The organism is Ruegeria atlantica, from assembly GCF_013033965.1.
Taxonomy (GTDB): Bacteria; Pseudomonadota; Alphaproteobacteria; order Rhodobacterales; family Rhodobacteraceae; genus Ruegeria; species Ruegeria atlantica_D.
Genome location: NZ_WQFE01000006.1, coordinates 19961 through 36410, shown reverse-complemented (window position 1 = coordinate 36410; position 16450 = coordinate 19961). Strand labels below are relative to the sequence as shown.

12 protein-coding genes are annotated in these 16450 nt (G+C 56.4%); 3 read left to right on the top strand and 9 right to left on the bottom strand.

What is annotated here, in order from left to right; translation table 11 throughout:
* Both GOW16_RS12460 and GOW16_RS12455 read right to left on the bottom strand, forming a co-directional pair.
* A complete protein-coding gene (locus GOW16_RS12460; RefSeq protein ID WP_170415413.1) occupies positions 1–1050 on the bottom strand; it encodes an ABC transporter ATP-binding protein in 1050 nt (349 codons plus the stop codon).
* A gap of 82 nt (positions 1051–1132) precedes the next feature.
* The gene (locus GOW16_RS12455) at positions 1133–2872 is read right to left on the bottom strand and encodes an ABC transporter substrate-binding protein (RefSeq protein ID WP_170415411.1); all 1740 of its coding nucleotides are present in this window, start codon (positions 2870–2872) and stop codon (positions 1133–1135) included.
* 557 nt (positions 2873–3429) lie between these two features.
* Between GOW16_RS12455 and GOW16_RS12450 the strand changes: the two genes are divergently transcribed.
* Positions 3430–4689: an aminotransferase class V-fold PLP-dependent enzyme gene (locus GOW16_RS12450; protein ID WP_170415409.1), complete on the top strand. Its 1260-nt coding sequence runs from the start codon at positions 3430–3432 to the stop codon at positions 4687–4689.
* Between the two features lie 46 nt (positions 4690–4735).
* Here the strand turns inward: GOW16_RS12450 and GOW16_RS12445 are convergent, their stop codons facing one another.
* From GOW16_RS12445 to GOW16_RS12420, 6 genes are all read right to left on the bottom strand, one after another.
* Positions 4736–5662: a 3-hydroxyacyl-CoA dehydrogenase NAD-binding domain-containing protein gene (locus GOW16_RS12445; protein ID WP_170415407.1), complete on the bottom strand. Its 927-nt coding sequence runs from the start codon at positions 5660–5662 to the stop codon at positions 4736–4738.
* Positions 5662–6402, bottom strand: coding sequence for an SDR family NAD(P)-dependent oxidoreductase (locus tag GOW16_RS12440; RefSeq protein WP_170415404.1), 741 nt, complete (start codon positions 6400–6402; stop codon positions 5662–5664). Before GOW16_RS12440 ends, GOW16_RS12445 begins: the two co-directional genes overlap by 1 nt.
* Positions 6403–6415: 13 nt before the next feature.
* On the bottom strand, positions 6416–7210 hold the full coding sequence (locus GOW16_RS12435; RefSeq protein ID WP_170415402.1) for an SDR family NAD(P)-dependent oxidoreductase: 795 nt from the start codon (positions 7208–7210) through the stop codon (positions 6416–6418).
* Positions 7207–8742: a choline-sulfatase gene (gene betC, locus GOW16_RS12430; protein WP_170415400.1), complete on the bottom strand. Its 1536-nt coding sequence runs from the start codon at positions 8740–8742 to the stop codon at positions 7207–7209. The genes GOW16_RS12435 and betC overlap by 4 nt, the downstream gene beginning before the upstream one ends.
* Positions 8739–9878, bottom strand: coding sequence for an aromatic ring-hydroxylating oxygenase subunit alpha (locus GOW16_RS12425; RefSeq protein WP_170415398.1), 1140 nt, complete (start codon positions 9876–9878; stop codon positions 8739–8741). The genes betC and GOW16_RS12425 overlap by 4 nt, the downstream gene beginning before the upstream one ends.
* Positions 9879–10016: 138 nt before the next feature.
* Positions 10017–11027, bottom strand: coding sequence for a GlxA family transcriptional regulator (locus GOW16_RS12420; protein WP_170415396.1), 1011 nt, complete (start codon positions 11025–11027; stop codon positions 10017–10019).
* A 268-nt stretch (positions 11028–11295) separates the two neighbouring features.
* On the opposite strand from GOW16_RS12420, the gene GOW16_RS12415 reads away from it, so the two are divergent.
* Together GOW16_RS12415 and GOW16_RS12410 are read left to right on the top strand one after the other, a co-directional pair.
* Complete coding sequence (locus GOW16_RS12415; RefSeq protein ID WP_170415782.1) at positions 11296–12993, top strand: type I secretion system permease/ATPase; 1698 nt, start codon at positions 11296–11298, stop codon at positions 12991–12993.
* Positions 12993–14306 carry an HlyD family type I secretion periplasmic adaptor subunit gene (locus GOW16_RS12410; protein WP_170415393.1) on the top strand — a complete coding sequence of 438 codons (1314 nt, stop codon included), beginning with the start codon at positions 12993–12995 and terminating at the stop codon, positions 14304–14306. The genes GOW16_RS12415 and GOW16_RS12410 overlap by 1 nt, the downstream gene beginning before the upstream one ends.
* 13 nt (positions 14307–14319) lie before the next feature.
* Here GOW16_RS12410 and GOW16_RS12405 read toward each other — a convergent pair whose 3' ends face one another.
* A complete protein-coding gene (locus GOW16_RS12405; protein ID WP_170415391.1) occupies positions 14320–16371 on the bottom strand; it encodes a dockerin type I domain-containing protein in 2052 nt (683 codons plus the stop codon).
* Positions 16372–16450 lie beyond the last annotated feature (79 nt).

The following is a 16450-nucleotide window of genomic DNA, read 5'->3' as shown; positions in this document are numbered from 1 at the left end:
TCAGGCCACCCTTTTGCCGTCTTGGCCGAAATACCGGCAATGGACCGGGTTCATGTAAAAACTATGGTCCTCGCCCACCTGATACGGGTGAACACCTGCGGCCAGCGAGACCCAGGCATCGCCTCCATGCTGAAAGTGTGCGCTGGAATCCGATCCGGATAGCTCGGTCACGATCACACGGCCGGTCAGTTCCACATCTGCCTCCGAGGTGCGGAATGGCGTCACGCGATGCGGGCGAATTGCAACTGTGTATTCACCGTCCGACATATTGGTGACTGCCCAGCCACCACCACCTGCAAGCTGCGCTTGTGTGCCAGAGACAGTGACATTTGCAACGTTGATCGGAGGGTCAGAAAACACGCGCGCGGCGGCAAGGTTCTCCGGATTGCGATAGATATCGGCGGTTGGACCGAACTGGGTGACACGGCCATCTTCCATCAGTGCGGTATTGCCGCCCAGCAACAGCGCCTCTTCGGGTTCCGAGGTGGCGTAAACCACCACAGCTCCTCGACCGGCGAACAGATCGGGCAGTTGCTCACGCAGTTCTTCGCGCAGCTTGTAGTCGAGGTTGGCCAGCGGTTCGTCGAGGAACACGGCGCGGCTCTCTTTCGCAATAGCACGGGCCAGCGCTGTACGTTGTTGCTGCCCGCCCGACAACTCATGCGGGCGACGGTGCAGCATTGGACGCAGTTGCAGCAGATCGGCGGCCTCTTCCACGCGGCCTTCGATTTCGGATTTCGCCATGCCCGCCACGCGCAGCGGCGAGGCAATATTGTCGAAAACGGTCATATGGGGGTAGTTCACGAAGAACTGGTGCACCAGGCTGATCTGCCGCTTTTGCGTGTTCAGCTTTGTCACATCCTGCCCATCCATCAGGACCTTACCTGACGCGATCGGGTCCAGCCCGGCCATCATCTTGATCAGAGAGGTCTTGCCCGATCCCGTCGCCCCCAGCAGCACGTTGAAATGGCCGGTCTGCAGTGTCAGGCTCGTGGGCTTAATATGGATGACGTTACCGACCCGTTTGGTCGCGTCTTGTAGTTCGATCATGTCCGTGGGTTCCGGTCCTTCAGTGCGTCGCACTGGTCTTGAGGTGGGGGTGCCTGACGCGGCACCCCCGGGTTTCACTGGCTTACTGAGACTGCCAACGCTGAACCAGTTCGTCATAGTTGACGGTCTGGCCTTGCGGCTTTTCGTTCTCAAGCTTGGCCTTAGGCGAGCCCGCTTTTTCCAACCAGAAGGCAGGATCCTGCGGCTCGTTCAGGCGTGGGCCGCAGCCTCCGTAGACACCGGCGCTTTCATCCGCGGCCTGCATACGGGCCATGGTAATGTCCATCTCTTCAGCCAGACGATCCATCGCCTCTTGCGGGGTGAAGGCGCCCGAGTTCACGTCACCAATCTGCTGCCACCAGATCTGGGCCAGCTTCGGATAGTCAGGCACGTTGATGCCGGTAGGCGACCATGCCACGCGATCAGGCGAGCGGTAGAACTCGACCAGACCACCCAGCTTGGGTGCGCGTTCGGTGAACGACTCGTGGTTGACCGAGCTGTCGCGGATGAAGGTCAGACCCACATGGGACTTCTTCACGTCGACAGTCTTGGACGTCACGAACTGAGCGTACAGCCACGCGGCCTGGGCACGATCCGCCGGGGTCGATTTCAGGAAGGTCCAGGAACCCACGTCCTGATAACCAACCTTCTGGCCTTCTTCCCAGTAAGGGCCATGCGGGCTGGGCGCCATACGCCATAGCGGCGTGCCCTCGTCATCCACGGTGTTATTGCCTTCGGACTTCGGCTTCACCATGTCAGCGGTAAAGGCGGTGTACCAGAAGATCTGCTGGGCCACGTTGCCCTGGCTGAGCGCCGGCAGCGACTGGTAGAAGTCATAAGACGCAGCACCCGGAGGCGCATAGGCCCGCAGCCATTCATCCCATTTGCGGATCGCATAGACCGCAGCCGGACCGTTGGCAGCACCACCACGAGACACGGACGCACCAACCGGGTTACAGGTGCCCGCTTCCATGCGGATGCCCCATTCGTCGACAGGAACGCCGTTCGGCTCACCCACGTCACCGGCACCGGCCATCGACAGCCAGGCGTCGGTCATACGCCAGCCAAGGTCAGGCGCGCGCTTGCCGTAATCCATGTGGCCATAGATCGTGGTGCCATCGACTTCCTTCACATCATTGGTGAAGAATTCGGCGATGTCTTCGTATGCGGACCAGTTGACCGGGACGCCAAGGTCATAGCCGTATTTTTCTTTAAACGCGGCTTTGTTGGCTTCGTCATCGAACCAGTCTTTGCGGAACCAGTAGAGGTTGGCGAACTGCTGGTCAGGCAGCTGATACAGCTTGCCATCCGGACCGGTGGTAAACTGAATGCCCATGAAGTCATCCAGATCCAGCGTCGGCGATGTCGTCGCCGCCCAATCGCCGCCCATCATGTCGGTCAGCGGATAAGCCAGTTGCAAGCGCGAGTGGGTGCCGATCAGGTCACTGTCGTTCACATAGCCATCATACAGGTTCCGACCTGTCTGAAGTTGCGTCTGAACGGCCTGAACCACTTCGCCTTCGCCAAGGATCTGGTGATTGACCTTGATGCCGGTGATTTCCTCGAACGCCTTGGTCAGAACCTCGGATTCGTAGGAGTGTGTCGGGATGCCTTCGGACAGGACGTTGATTTCCATGCCAGCGTAAGGCTGTGCGGCTTCGATGAACCACTGCATCTCGGCCATCTGTTCGTCTTTCGACAGGGTCGATGGCTGAAACTCGTCATCGATCCAGCGTTGTGCTGCGGCTTCGTCGGCCCAAACGGGACCGTGCCCCGCAATGACGGCAGCCGCCGCCACTGCGGAAAGTAGATGTCTCCGCATCTGTCTCCTCCCAAAGTGTATGGTTTTCCGGCGCGAACCGGATAGCAGGTAGCATCAGCGATTTTCTGCACATCTGTCAAACTAAATTTTTAGTAATTGACAAAATCGGGAGAGATTTTTTTCAAAATTCTTATTATTATCTTCAGTTTATAGCGTTTCTCAACAATCAAAATATGTTCAGTCATGGGTAAACTCATCCTGTGGAGAGTTGTCACAAACCGACTAAAACCTTTGTCGAGAGTATGAAAAACGATCACGATGCCCATCGTGTTCTTCATCATGCAATCAACCCAACAGAAGACACCATTCTCAATTGTATCACCCCTTCAAAAGCGCAGAATTTTGTAACTGAATAGTCCGATAGCGACACTATACGACGGTACTGCCCAATCACGCCGAGCTGTTGCTTGACAGGATGGCAGCATACGGCTTGATCAATTCAGGTCGCGGAACCTTCGATGACGTTTTCGGCGGTTTTCCGAACACAGCCCTATCGCGGTGACCAAACTCTGCCGCTCGTTCATGAACCGCCCGATGACTATGCACAGGACAAATCTATGATCCAAAACAACCCCGCACTCATCGACGCCATCCGCGACCGCTTTGCCCATGTCAGCGCCTGCCCCTTTCAAGGCGAACGGATTTTCTTCGAAAATGCGGGCGGAGCACTGACTTTGAAATCTGTCGCTGAGACCTCGGCCTTTTATGCGGCAATCCCGGACAATCCCGGGCGCATAAATCCGGCGGGTCAGGGAACCCATGGTGTAATCAATAAGGCCAAGGACGACCTGGCCGTGTTCATGAATGCATCCTCCGGTCAGTTCTTTGCAGGCGAAAGCGGAACCGAGCTGCTTTTTCGCATGATCCGCACCGCTTGTCTTGTCGCGCCGAAGGGGTCGAAAGTAATCGGTTCGTCCATCGAACATCCCGCGACACGCAGCGCGGCACACCGCTGGGCTGAAATTGCGGGGCTGGATTACGTGAATGTGCCCCACAACAACGATACCGGACTGGTTACAGCCGGGGATTATGCCGCGCTGATGACGCCAGATGTGGCGGTGGCAACGATCCTGCATGCATCGCCCGTGACAGGCATGGGCATGGACGTGGCCGCAATTTCTACGGCGATCCGTGCTGTGGCACCGGACTGTTTGATCATCGTCGATGGTATTCAGCATGCGGCCCACGGGCAGTTGGACCTGGATGCCTACGACATCGACGGATACGCAATCTCGCCCTACAAAGTATTTTCACGTCATGGATATGGCATCGCCTGGATTTCTGACAAACTCAGCGAATTGCCCCATGATATGCTGATCGATGCACCCGCAACCGGGTGGGAGTTCGGAACCCGTGACGCGGGATCTTATGCAACTGTATCGGATGTCGTGACATATTTTGACTGGTTAGGTGGCGAAGTCTCGGGCGAGACCGAGCCGCGCAAAAGGATCGAGGCTGCAGGCCTTGCCATTCAGGCCTATGAGACCCACCTGACCAATACCGCCATCAATGGCACAGGCAATCTTCCGGGGCTGCGCGATATGGATCACGTGACCATTCTGGCAGGCGCAGACAACCCGGCGCGTGAGGGGCTGGTATCGATTGTGGTCGAGGGTCATGCCTCAGAAGATGTGGTTGAAATCTTGAACCAACAGGGCATTCGGACACACACGCGAAAGGCCGACCACTATTCCGGCAACGTTCTCACTCCGCTTGGCCTGTCGGATTGTATCCGAATTTCTTTTTGTCACTACAACACGGAACAGGAAATCGCGCGGTTGCTGGGCGCAATCAAGGTTTTAGGCGAAAGCGGCTGACCAGATCGGCTTCGGTCGTTCCAAACCGTTCAGCGGACAGCAGTCGTCAACGCAAACCTGCAACGGATTTTTGCAAGGCTACGATCAAGGCGTCGCGTTGCTGCGACAACTCGGCCGGTGTACGTCCACGTGCTTCGGATTTGACGCCGTTCACCAATTGCCGGGTCACGTCCTCTGTCAGGTAGACATCTCCCAAATCTTCCCACCAGCCGTTGAACGTTTCGGTAAAGTGATCGCAAAAGGTCTGAAGCCCGCCTTCGCCGGCGCCAAGGTTGAACAGCATTGTCGGACCCATCGCGGCCCAGCGTAAACCGGGACCTGCCCAGACGGCCTTGTCAACATCTTCGACTGAGGCAACGCCCGTTGTCGCCAGATGGATCGCTTCGCGCCAGATTGCGGCTTGCAAACGATTGGCCACGTGGCCAGGTAATTCTTTGTTCACGCGGATCGTCGTCTTACCAAGGTTTTCATAGAACGCTTGCGTCGCCTCAACAACTCCGTCCACAGTTTTGTCATTCCCCAGAACTTCGACCAGCGGGATCAGATGCGGCGGGTTGAATGGGTGACCCAGAACAAAGCGTGCAGGATTCTTCCATCCCGGTTGCATCTGACCGAGCGTCAACCCAGAGGCGGAACTGGCAACGATGGCCTCGGGGGCCAGCACGGGTTCAATCTCGGCAAAAATCGCGTGTTTTATGTTCAGGCGCTCCGGCACGTTTTCCTGCACAAATCCTGCGCCTTCGACAGCGCTGGCAGCGTCGCGGCAGAATGTAATCGCATCCGGTGTCCCTCTATCTGCCAGCCCCAGTTCAATTAATGCTGGCCATGCGGTTTCGATATACGCGCGCACTTTCACTTCAATGTCCGGATCCGGATCAAACATCGCCACCGAACGGCCCGAGGCCAGAAACAACGCGGCCCAGCTGGCACCGATCACGCCTCCGCCAAGGCAGGCAGTGTGTTGTGCATCCATCAAAACAATCCCGGATTTAATGGCGAAGCAGCCGTCATTCCGCCATCCACTGTGAATAATTGGCCGGTTGCAAACGCAGCCTCATCTGAGGCTAACCAAACGGCCATGCTAGCAATGTCTTCGGGCCGGCCAAAGCGGCGCACTGCATGTCGCGCCAAGGCATCCTCTCGGGCCGCAGCCGGATCTGACGCCAATTCAAACCCCGCATCCAGCATCCCGGTCTCAATCCAACCGGGGCAAATCGCATTGCACCGGATTTTGGGGCCATGGTCGACGGCAATTGACCGCGTCAATCCGTGAACAAACGCCTTGGAGGCGTTATAAAGCGCCATCGACGGGTCTGCGACCCGGCCAGAGATCGACCCAATGTTAATGATCGAGCTCCCCTCGGGCATCCGCGGGACGTAGGCACGGCAAAGGTTGAACACACCGCGGCAATTTGTGCCGATCACGGCCTCCCAGTCGGCATCTGTACTATTGGCCACAGTATTTTCGACCTGAACACCTGCATTGTTGACAAGGATGTCTGTTCCGTCGGTCGCTGAGGCCAGCTTTTCGACTGCGTCCGCGTCTGCGACATCCAGCGGATACCAGATAACATCGTCAGGCAGATTGTCGGGCCTTGGCCCGCGACCGCAGGTGGTAACCGCTGCGCCTTCTCGTCGAAACGCTTCAACAATCCCGCGCCCGATCCCTTGCCGACCACCGGTGACCAACGCTCTTTTGCCAGCCAACCGCATCAGAGCACCACCATCACAACTTCATTTGCTGAACTTGCGCGCTCAGTCCTCCGTCAAGAACCCAAAGCTGCCCGCTGGCATAGCGCGCCTCGTCCGAAGCCAGCCAATTCACCAGATTAGCGATGTCTTCCGGCGTACCAAAAGTACGCATCGGGTGCACGTCACGCACTGCTTGCTGCAGCTGATCAATCGACTTGCCGCCCGCGCCTGACCCGTCGCCGGTGAAGAAACTCTGCAGCATGGGTGTATCGACATAGCCAGGGCAGATCGCGTTCACACGGATGCCTTCGGGTCCGTGGTCACAGGCCATTGCTCTGGTCAAAGCGTGCACCGCGCCCTTGGTTGCGCAATAGGCCGCAAGGCCGGGATCGGCGATGAATCCGTCGTAGCTGCCAAAATTGATGATTGAGGCTGATGCTCCGGACGCAGCCGCCTTGCGCATCAGTGGCAGGCTGTGTTTCGAGGCCAAAAACGTGCCTGTCACATTGACCGCGAAGGATAGATTCCATTCTTCAAGCGACGTCTCTTCGATAGTTTTCTCGATCTCAGTCCCAGCCGCGTTTACAAGGATGTCCAACTGCCCTGCTTCACTAGCGACCTGCTCCAACGCAGCAACTGCGTCTGCTTCTTGCGTAACGTCGAGCTTTACAAAAATGCTACCGTCATCGTCATGCCTCGCCAAAGATCCTTCGGGTGTCAGGTCCGCGGCATAGACGCGCGCGCCCTCGCGCAGAAAGCGGGAAACGATGGCGCGCCCGATGCCACCGCGACCTCCGGTCACTAAAGCAGTTTTGCCTTCCAGCTTCATTCGTCATTCTCCTTCAACGGCGGATAGCGATAGCGGGTTGCCGCCACAGTCCAGTCCAAATGGTTGCGCACATATTCCTGCGATGCATCTCGCGGCGGGCTGTAATCCCAGGCCTCACCAGCGCCTGCCTCTATTGCGGCGTGCAGTGCGCGGCGAGATTTCTGTGTTGTGATAACGTCGGCGCGCAACTTTTCGCTGTCCCACCTTTGCTCGACTTCCTTAGCAAACGCGGCTACCTGATCTGCATACGCCGGATCATCGGCGAGATTTGTTTTTTCCAGCGGATCGGCGGTCAGGTCATAAAGTTGTGGTGGATCCGGGTCGCAATGGATGTACTTCAGCGACCCGCGTCGGATCATGAAAACCGGATACGGCGTCATCTCGGCGCAGTATTCGCCAATCGCTTCGTCCGTCGGATCGGGTTCCCCACGGGCTAACGGCATCAGAGATCGACCGTCGACCGGCTCGCCATAGATCTCGTCCGTGCCACCAGCGATTTCCACAAATGTGGGCAACAAATCCAGCAGCGAACAGGCGTTTGGCGCATTGCTCCGCACTATGCCCGGACCGGCCATTATCAAGGGCACTCGGGCCGAGTGTTCGAAGAAGTTCATTTTGTACCACAGGCCGCGCTCACCCAACATATCGCCATGATCAGCCGTGACGATGACAACGGTGTTGTCCAGCTCTCTGATATCTTCCAGTGCTTTGACCATCGCGCCAACCTTGCTGTCGAAATAGCTGACATTGGCAAGATAGGCGCGGCGGGCCCGGCCAACTTCTTCTTCGGTCAGAGGAACATAACTCGCCTCAATCCCGTCCATCACACGGCGTGAAAACGGGTCCTGCTGTTCGGGCGTCAAGGAAAACTCTGGCATCGGCACATCTGCGTCTGAATAGAGGTTCCACCATTCCTGTTTGGCCACATAAGGATCATGCGGGTGGATAAAACTTGCCACCAAACAGAAAGGCGCATTGTCCCCTCCAGCGCAGTCCCTGCCCCTGTCGATTAACCAGCGGCGCGCGGCAAATTCGACCTCATCATCATAGTCGGTCTGAAAGGTCGCAATGGCTTGACCGCTTTCCTTGACCGTTTGCATGTTGTGATACCATTTGTCGATTCGTTCGTCCGGAGCCTCCCAATCTGGGGTCCAGGCGAAATCGGCGGGATAGATGTCCGTCGTGACACGATCCTGAAATCCGTGTTTTTGGTCTGGACCGATAAAGTGCATTTTGCCAGACAAACATGTGCGATACCCCAACGCCGTCAGATAGTGCGCGAAAGTAGGAACTGAGGCCCGGAACTCGCTGGCGTTGTCATAGGCCGCGATCCGACTAATCAATTGGCCAGACATAAAGGCGAAGCGCGATGGAGCACACAGGGGTGAGTTGCAATAGGCGGCATCAAACCGCGTGCCGCGCGCCGCAAGCGCATCAATGTGTGGAGTTTTGACCGTCGGATGACCGTATGCCCCACAGAAATGCGGCGCCAGTTGGTCTGCCATGACCACTACAATGTTGGGCCGTGTCACGGGGCCGCCTTTGCGTATGCATCCAAAACCAAACCGTGGAAATGATGCACAGCGTGCTCGGATTTGCCCGAGCCGTTCGGGTCATGCACGATACGCCCTTGCGTGAACGCAGGTGTGCTCATCCCCCGCTGAACGCTTTCGACGATGTCGATGTCTTCACGTTGCAGTACCTCATCCAGATAGCGGATCGCTTCAAGCTCTGCTTCGTCCGGCTCTGGGGTCTCAAGGAAGAAGTCATAGGTCTCAAGCGTCCGGTCGGGACCGATGGGGATTATGTTCAGAACGATCATCGAGGACCGTCCCGGGTAACGCATCAGGCAGGTTGTAGGCCACAACCACCAGACCGCGTGGGTACGAACTGTTGCATTCGAGACGTCGTAGGCGGTGTTCGCACCCTTTCCTGCCTCGGCCATATGGCTGGAATAGATGCCGTATGTCGTCACCTTGTAGGTGTCCATATCCACCAAGTCGCAGAAGTCTTTATGCGCAGTCGGGCAGTGGTAGCATTCAAGGAAGTTGTCGACCACGTTCTTCCAATTGGACTTGATGTCATAGGTCAGGCGATGGCCAAAAGTCAGTTTTTCGATATCCGGGGCCCAATGACGTATTTCCGTCTCAAGTTCTCCGGACATCTCGCGCAACGGGCGCGCAGATGGATCGAGGTTGACGTAAATAAAGCCCGCGAACTCTTCGACCTGCACCTGATCCAGACAAATGTCCTTGGTGTTGAAACTAGACAGATTCTCGGTCTCGGGCGCGCGAACAAGCTGACCATCCAATTTGTAAACCCACGCGTGGTAGGGACACATGATCCGCGTTGTCTGGCCTTCACCGGTCAGCAAATGATGTGCCCGATGCTTGCAGACGTTATAAAAAGCGCGCAGTTCGCCTTCTCGGTCACGCACAACCGCAATGGAACGGCCAGCAATCTCGACCGTAACATAAGATCCGGGCGCGCGAAGTTTTTCGACATGACACACCCATTGCCAGGTCTTTGCGATGATTTCTTTTAGGTCGACCTGATTCCACGCAGGGTCAACATAGGCTTCGGCCTTCAAAGAGTTCGTGTTGAAAGGATCTGGACTGAAACCTTCGGATATCCGTTTGAATTGGTCTTTTGACGGCAGATCGCGCATCGGCAACTCCACGGCTCGGGGGTAAACAACGACCCATTGGCTGGCTCTCGGCGTCAATAGTCAGACCATTTTCGCATGTTTTCTTAACTTTTTTCGCCACTTTTTTTACATTTTGCGCCAATCGGAAATAACCCATGTTTATCCCTTGGATTTGCGGTGCATCGGCCATGCCCGAAACTCAAACGGCACCCGACCATCCACCCTGTCGCGGGTCGGCGGTAACCCGAACCGCTCTTTATACGCACGGCTGAAATGCACCTGGCTGGCAAATCCGGATGCGACAGCCACTTCGGCAATAGGCAGTTCCGTCTGCGTTACCAAGCCCCGCGCCCGGTCCAGACGGATATCCCGGTAATACAGGGCGGGCGTTTTCTTGATGTAGGTTCCAAACAATCGGTCCAACTGACGGTGGGATATTCCAGCCTTCTTGCAAATCTCGGGCACAGGTATCGGATTTTCCAGATTGGCTTCCATCTCCTGAATGGCCGCCCTTAGCTTGGCAGGAACCGTTGAGCCCAAAGGTTCGCTGTGTTCTGGCTGCTGCAGGTCCGAAGGTCCTCTAAGGCGATCGTGAAAGATGTATCTGGCAGCCGCATTTGCCAGAGCGCTGCCGTAAACGCCCTGCACAATCTGCAATCCAAAATCCCCTGAGGCGCTGCCACCACAACAGGAAATCCGGTTTCCATCCAGCACGAACAGGTTTTCGACAACGTTGACATCAGGGTAAAGCTCCTGAAAAGCGTCAATATGTTCGTAGTGAACGGTCGCCCGGCACCCCTTCAGCAGTCCGGCCCGCGCCAAGATGAATGCTCCGGTGTCCAGCCCACCTAACGTGGCACCGCCACGCGCCCACTGTCGCAGAGCGTTACCTGTTTTCTGGGTCACGTGCTTTTCAGGCGTCCAGCTTGTTGAAACCACCACGATATCGGCTGCATCGACATCGCCAAGCGCCACCGTATTTATCCCGGCCCCATTGCTCGCGATACAATAGCCGCCATCCTCGGACACAAAGTCCCATTTGAAATAGAGCGTGCCATCCAGATAGTTGGCCGCACGAAACGGATCAATAAATCCCATTGTAGCGGCCAAATTAAAGCCGGGCGCAACCACGACAAGAACGCGGGTCATAGGGTCTGAGATGTTTTTCATATGGACTCTGCCTCAATTGCGCTACGTGAAGATCAAGAGAATATCATTTCAATCAGCGCGCAAGTCAGCTGCAAAAAAACAACGCCTAATAAGACGGTTACGCGCTCTGTCGGCGGCATATGGACTATCGGCAACAACACGCATTTCCACTGTTGGGACATCAGTCTAGGATGCGCGCGAATGTTAGCATTCGAAATCCGAGCAACAAAAACGAGAAGCTTCGTTCGTGAGTATTGAGAACCGCATGGCCGCCCAGCCTAGACATGAAATGCAGTCAGCGCGCAATCAGGGGATCACATTTCTGGCGTTGGCGTTTCTGTTCAGTATCTTCGTCAATTTGCTGATGCTGACCGGACCCTTGTTCATGCTGCAGGTCTATGACCGCGTTCTTGGATCGCGGGCGGTCGAGACTTTGGCGGCGCTGTTCCTTTTGGTGGCGCTTTTGTACGGCCTTATGGCTATGCTCGATTTTGCCCGGGGCCGGATCGTGGCGCGTTTCGGTGCGCGGTTTCAATCGCAATTGGACGAACGCGTGTTTGATGCAACCCTGCGCCGATCCCTGCACCCGCGCGCGCGCGCTGCCCCGGCAACAGCCTTGCGCGATCTGGAGTCCATCCAAAACCTGTGCTCCTCTCCGGTGCTGCTGGCTGTAATGGACATCCCTTGGACACCAATCTTTATTGCCGCCATCTTTCTGTTCCATCCCCTTTTGGGCTGGTTGGCCGTTGGCGGCGGTTCGCTTTTGGTTGTGATTGCGCTGCTGAATCAGGTCCTCACCCGTCGCAAAGTCGCTCTGGCCCAATCCGCGTCGGCAAAAGCCAACAGCTTTTCAGAGCACGCCCGGCAAGCGGCCGAGGTCGTCCGCTCTCAAGGTATGCAAGAGGACATCACCCGCAGATGGCAGCGACAGCGCACAAGCGCTCTGCAACAGACAATTGCCGCCAGCGACTGGACCGGCAGCTTTTCGTCCGTGACCAAGTCACTGCGACTGTTTCTGCAATCTGCAATGCTGGCGCTTGGGGCATTGTTGGTTCTGCGCAATGAACTGACCCCCGGCGCGATGATTGCGGGCTCGATCCTTTTGGGTCGCGCTTTGGCACCGGTCGAGCAGGTTGTCGGTCAATGGGCCATGGTTGAACGCGCCCGAACCGCATGGACGTCGCTGAGCCGTTTTCTGGATGCCACGCCGCCCGAAGCACAGCGCACCAAGCTGCCTACCCCTCAGGCCCGCTTATCGGCCAAAGGGCTGACAGTCATCCCACCCGGCGCGGATACTCCGACTTTACGCAATGTCACATTGAACCTAGAGCCCGGACGAGCGCTTGGTGTTATCGGAAAGAGTGGGTCAGGAAAATCCACACTGGCCAAGGCGCTTTTGGGTATTTGGCAACCTGCAGCAGGCGAGATCCGATTGGGTGGCGCAACGCTGGATCAATATGATCCAATCGACCTGGGACAGCATATCGGATACCTTCCGCAAGAGGTCACGTTGTTCAACGGAACGGTCGCCGAAAACATCGCGCGCATGTCAGAAGACCCGAACCCCGAAGCAGTTGTGCAAGCTGCAAAAAAAGCCAACGCACATGAGCTGATTCTGACACTGGAAAAAGGTTACGACACTATTCTCGAAGGCAATGACAGTCAGCTGTCCGGCGGTCAGAAACAACGGATCGCGCTATCTCGCGCGCTGTACGGTGATCCGGTCTTGTTGATCCTGGACGAACCGAATTCGGCGCTGGACGCCGACGGAACCGAGGCGCTGAACGCCGCCGTCCGGGATATCAAAGCGGCAGGAAAGTCTGCGATCATTATGACTCACCGTCCGCAGGCGATCTCGGAATGTGATGATCTGGCGGTTGTCGAGCGCGGACAGGTGGTCAAATCCGGCCCTCGGGATGAGGTATTGGGCGCTGTCGTTCAAAACGCCGGATCGATCAAGCGCAACCTTAGCAAGGCGGGCAACTGATGCAGGACGCAAAAAATAATCCGCGCCCGGTTTGGCGCATTACGATCCCTGCCCTGGTGGGTTTTGCCGCCCTTGGTATCCTTGTCGGCGGCTTGGGTGTTTGGGCGGTCAAAACGCGTTTGGCCGGTGCCATCATATCTCAAGGTATTATCGAGGTCGAAAGCAACCGTCAGGTCATTGAACACCCGGACGGCGGCGTTGTTGGCGAGATCTACGTGCGCGATGGCGATGCCGTCACCAGTGGCGATCTGCTGTTGCGACTGGACGATACCTTTCTGTCGTCCGAGAAAACTATTGTCGAAGCCCAACTGTTCGAGCTGCTGGCCCGCCGGGCCCGTTTGGTGGCCGAGCGCGATGGCGCAAATGCAGATGTCCTAGCCACCAGCCTGGCTGAAATTCAACAGCAGGAGAACATCGGCCCTGATCTGATCGCCGGTCAGCAACGTCTGTTCGAAGCGCGATTGAACACCCTGAAACAGCAAACACAGCAGCTGAGCAAACAGACCATTCAAATTGAGAGTGAAATCGACGGCACTGAAGCACAACTTGTTTCGCTGCGCCGTCAAGTCGAACTGATCCAGGCAGAGTTGGATGATCAGCAAAGCTTGCTTCAGCGTGGCCTCACTCAGGCCAGCCGTGTTTCAGCGTTGCAGCGCGAAGAAGCCAGCCTGACTGGAGATATCGGTCGCCTGGAAGCCGCCGCTGCGCGCCTGAGAGGTCAGATCTCAGCAACAGAAATCGCGATTGTCGAGCTTGAGGCAACGAGGCGAGAAGAAGCTATCTCGACCCTGCGTGATATTCAGTCCCAAATTTCAGAGCTGGCCGAACGCCGCCTGTCATTGGACACCCGCCTGTCGCGACTGGATATCCGCGCGCCTGTTTCGGGAACTGTTTACGGCAGCCAGGTTTTTGCGTTGCAGTCAGTGATCCAACCCGCAGAACCGATGATGTATTTGGTGCCACAGGACACACCCCTGTTGGTTGCCGCGCGTGTTGATGCGATTCACGTTGACCAGCTACATGTTGGTCAGCCGGTTCTACTACGGTTTCCCGCGTTCAATCAGCGTGAAACGCCTGAAATTGACGGACAGGTCATCAATGTCTCGGCAGACACGTTTACCGACGATAACACCGGCCAAACATTCTATCGCGCGGAAGTTGTCCCTCAGGACGGGCAGGTTGATCGCCTCAACGGTCAGGAGCTTTTACCTGGAATGCCGGTCGAGACGCTGATCAAAACCGACGAACGTACACCGCTGTCCTATCTGGTCAAACCGTTGGCAGACTATTTCAACCGGGCATTCCGAGAGTGACCGCCCAGTTACACTAAGGTGCTTCGAGGTTTCCGAGCAGGATCGAGGTCATGTCGGTGGCGATCACACCATCGACAGCCACCACATTGGCCCCGGTCTCGTATGTGACATTGCTGCGTATGATCCCCGAAAGGTCAGCGTCACCGTCGATGAAAACCCATTCCGGCTGCCGGGATGTGGGCTGACCAACCGCAACTTGCAGGATCGACAAAGCGTCGAACGCATTCACCGAACCATCCCGGTTGAAATCCGCTGCGATCAAGTTCTCAGGCGAGGCTGGGCCCCATGTCGGATCAAGACCGACCGAAATCCGTAAAACCTGCAGCGCGTCCAATGCATTAATGTCCTTGCTCGCTGTGGAATACGTTTTGATGACGTCGAACTCACCTTCAAAAGTTCCATCCGGCAAGCTCAGATCGAACTGCCCATTGCTGTCCGCTCGGACGCTGATTGTAGCCCCACCCGTTGGGGTAAAGCGTATCTCAGCGTCACTGAGGCCGGGATTTGCGGTTTCAGAATGGATTGAAACATCCCCCGAAACCCCATCGGAACTGCCCGGTTCAAGCCCCCCGAAGTCATCAAAATTGACTGGAACGTGATCGGGGCCACCAAAACCCGCGCCAAACACCTGACCACTACTCAGCGGGCCGCCGGTGGCAGAATAGAGGTTTATCACCTCATCGAAGTATTCAATCCGAGCGCCCAGTGCTGTCGAAGAAAACGTCAGCTGTCCGGGCGTTCTAAGAAGCGGATAGTCGAACATATCCAACCGGTCGACACCGACCTGAAAGTCTGTGATCGTTGTGGTATCCGATCCGTATTGCATTACAAAAACGTCCGCACCGGCTCCGCCTGTCATCGTGGTCGCGGCAGGACCGGCAATCAAAATGTCATCCCCGGCCGCACCGATAAGGGTCGTCGGAAGGATACTGCCGCTGAGCATATCATGCCCGGCTGTGCCGTTAACGGTTCCAAGCCCGCTGCGCACGATACCCAGGTCTGCAACATCCACAGTGAGCTGAGTCAGTCCTGCATCCTGTTGCGAAGCGACCAGTATCTGCAACTCATCACCAACCTGGGTGGCGCTGAACGACTCGACATTTTGCAGGCCGCTCTGGAGCGTATCGGCAAAACTGTCCAAATGCACCAGGTGCCCGTCGGGTGTCATGGTGAACAAGGTTATTCCATCATCACTACCGCCGGCGACAACGAATACATGCCCCTCTATCTCGACAACTGATAAGTCCTGAACGGCCTCAAACCGAGTATGCAGCGAATCCAGGACATGATCGGTTGGAACAAGCCGGCCATCAGCCGTCAGTTCCATCACACTGATTGAGTTGCTCTGGGCGCCTGCCACCACAACCCAGGACTTTCCATAGGCCTGCACGACTTCGACCGCAGTGGGCGTCCCTATCCCCAAAGTCGTCAGGGTCTCGCTATTGTCCAACGTTGTAATCGCGCCCGATCCACCGTCCACCCTGTAGGTCGAGACCATGTTGCCGACCCCGTCGGCGGCAATCACAAAACTATCTTCACCAGTCTTTAGGGCCTGCATCAAATCGGATCGTGCCACGATTACGCCAGAGGATGTAAGCGTGCCGTCACCGTTTACAGTATAGGTCACAATCCGTCCGGTATCTTCATGCGCCATCATCAGCAATTCACCGGACCCGATCGACAATTTCACCAGGGCAGAGATGTCACCACCACCTGTCAGTGTCCCGGTTTCCCTCAAGGTCCCGACGGTACCATCCGGGTTCAATTCATAACCCACCAGCCCATTTGCAGTGTCGATATCCAAAACCAGCTGATCACCACCACCGAACGAAATTGGAACTCCGGTGTCACCCACCTGAAATGTGATTGAACCACTGAAAAACTCGGTATCAACGAGTTGAGGAGCAGTACCATCGACAAGCTTCCAAACGGCAACACCGCCCCCTGGACCGGTCAAACTGTACAGGTACGTGGTCCCGTTAAGCGTTTTTAAAGCCGTATCACGGATACCTGAATCGAGCGCTGCGCTCCCTGTTGCAACCACGCCTTCGAACTGAAGCATCATACCAAATCACCCCACGCCAAACCTGGCAATGACTACAGGATGATCTGATGCCCGGCCCGATACCAAAGCGGAATTGTGG

Bases quoted from the DNA above. Each gene is read 5' to 3' on its own strand.
- GOW16_RS12410 (WP_170415393.1), top strand. From the start codon at position 12,993: ATGCAGGACGCAAAAAATAATCCGCGCCCGGTTTGGCGCATTACGATC.
- GOW16_RS12455 (WP_170415411.1), bottom strand. From the start codon at position 2,872: ATGCGGAGACATCTACTTTCCGCAGTGGCGGCGGCTGCCGTCATTGCG.
- GOW16_RS12450 (WP_170415409.1), top strand. From the start codon at position 3,430: ATGATCCAAAACAACCCCGCACTCATCGACGCCATCCGCGACCGCTTT.
- GOW16_RS12435 (WP_170415402.1), bottom strand. From the start codon at position 7,210: ATGAAGCTGGAAGGCAAAACTGCTTTAGTGACCGGAGGTCGCGGTGGC.
- GOW16_RS12405 (WP_170415391.1), bottom strand. From the start codon at position 16,371: ATGATGCTTCAGTTCGAAGGCGTGGTTGCAACAGGGAGCGCAGCGCTC.
- GOW16_RS12415 (WP_170415782.1), top strand. From the start codon at position 11,296: ATGCAGTCAGCGCGCAATCAGGGGATCACATTTCTGGCGTTGGCGTTT.
- GOW16_RS12425 (WP_170415398.1), bottom strand. From the start codon at position 9,878: ATGCGCGATCTGCCGTCAAAAGACCAATTCAAACGGATATCCGAAGGT.
- GOW16_RS12460 (WP_170415413.1), bottom strand. From the start codon at position 1,050: ATGATCGAACTACAAGACGCGACCAAACGGGTCGGTAACGTCATCCAT.
- GOW16_RS12420 (WP_170415396.1), bottom strand. From the start codon at position 11,027: ATGAAAAACATCTCAGACCCTATGACCCGCGTTCTTGTCGTGGTTGCG.
- GOW16_RS12440 (WP_170415404.1), bottom strand. From the start codon at position 6,402: ATGCGGTTGGCTGGCAAAAGAGCGTTGGTCACCGGTGGTCGGCAAGGG.
- GOW16_RS12445 (WP_170415407.1), bottom strand. From the start codon at position 5,662: ATGGATGCACAACACACTGCCTGCCTTGGCGGAGGCGTGATCGGTGCC.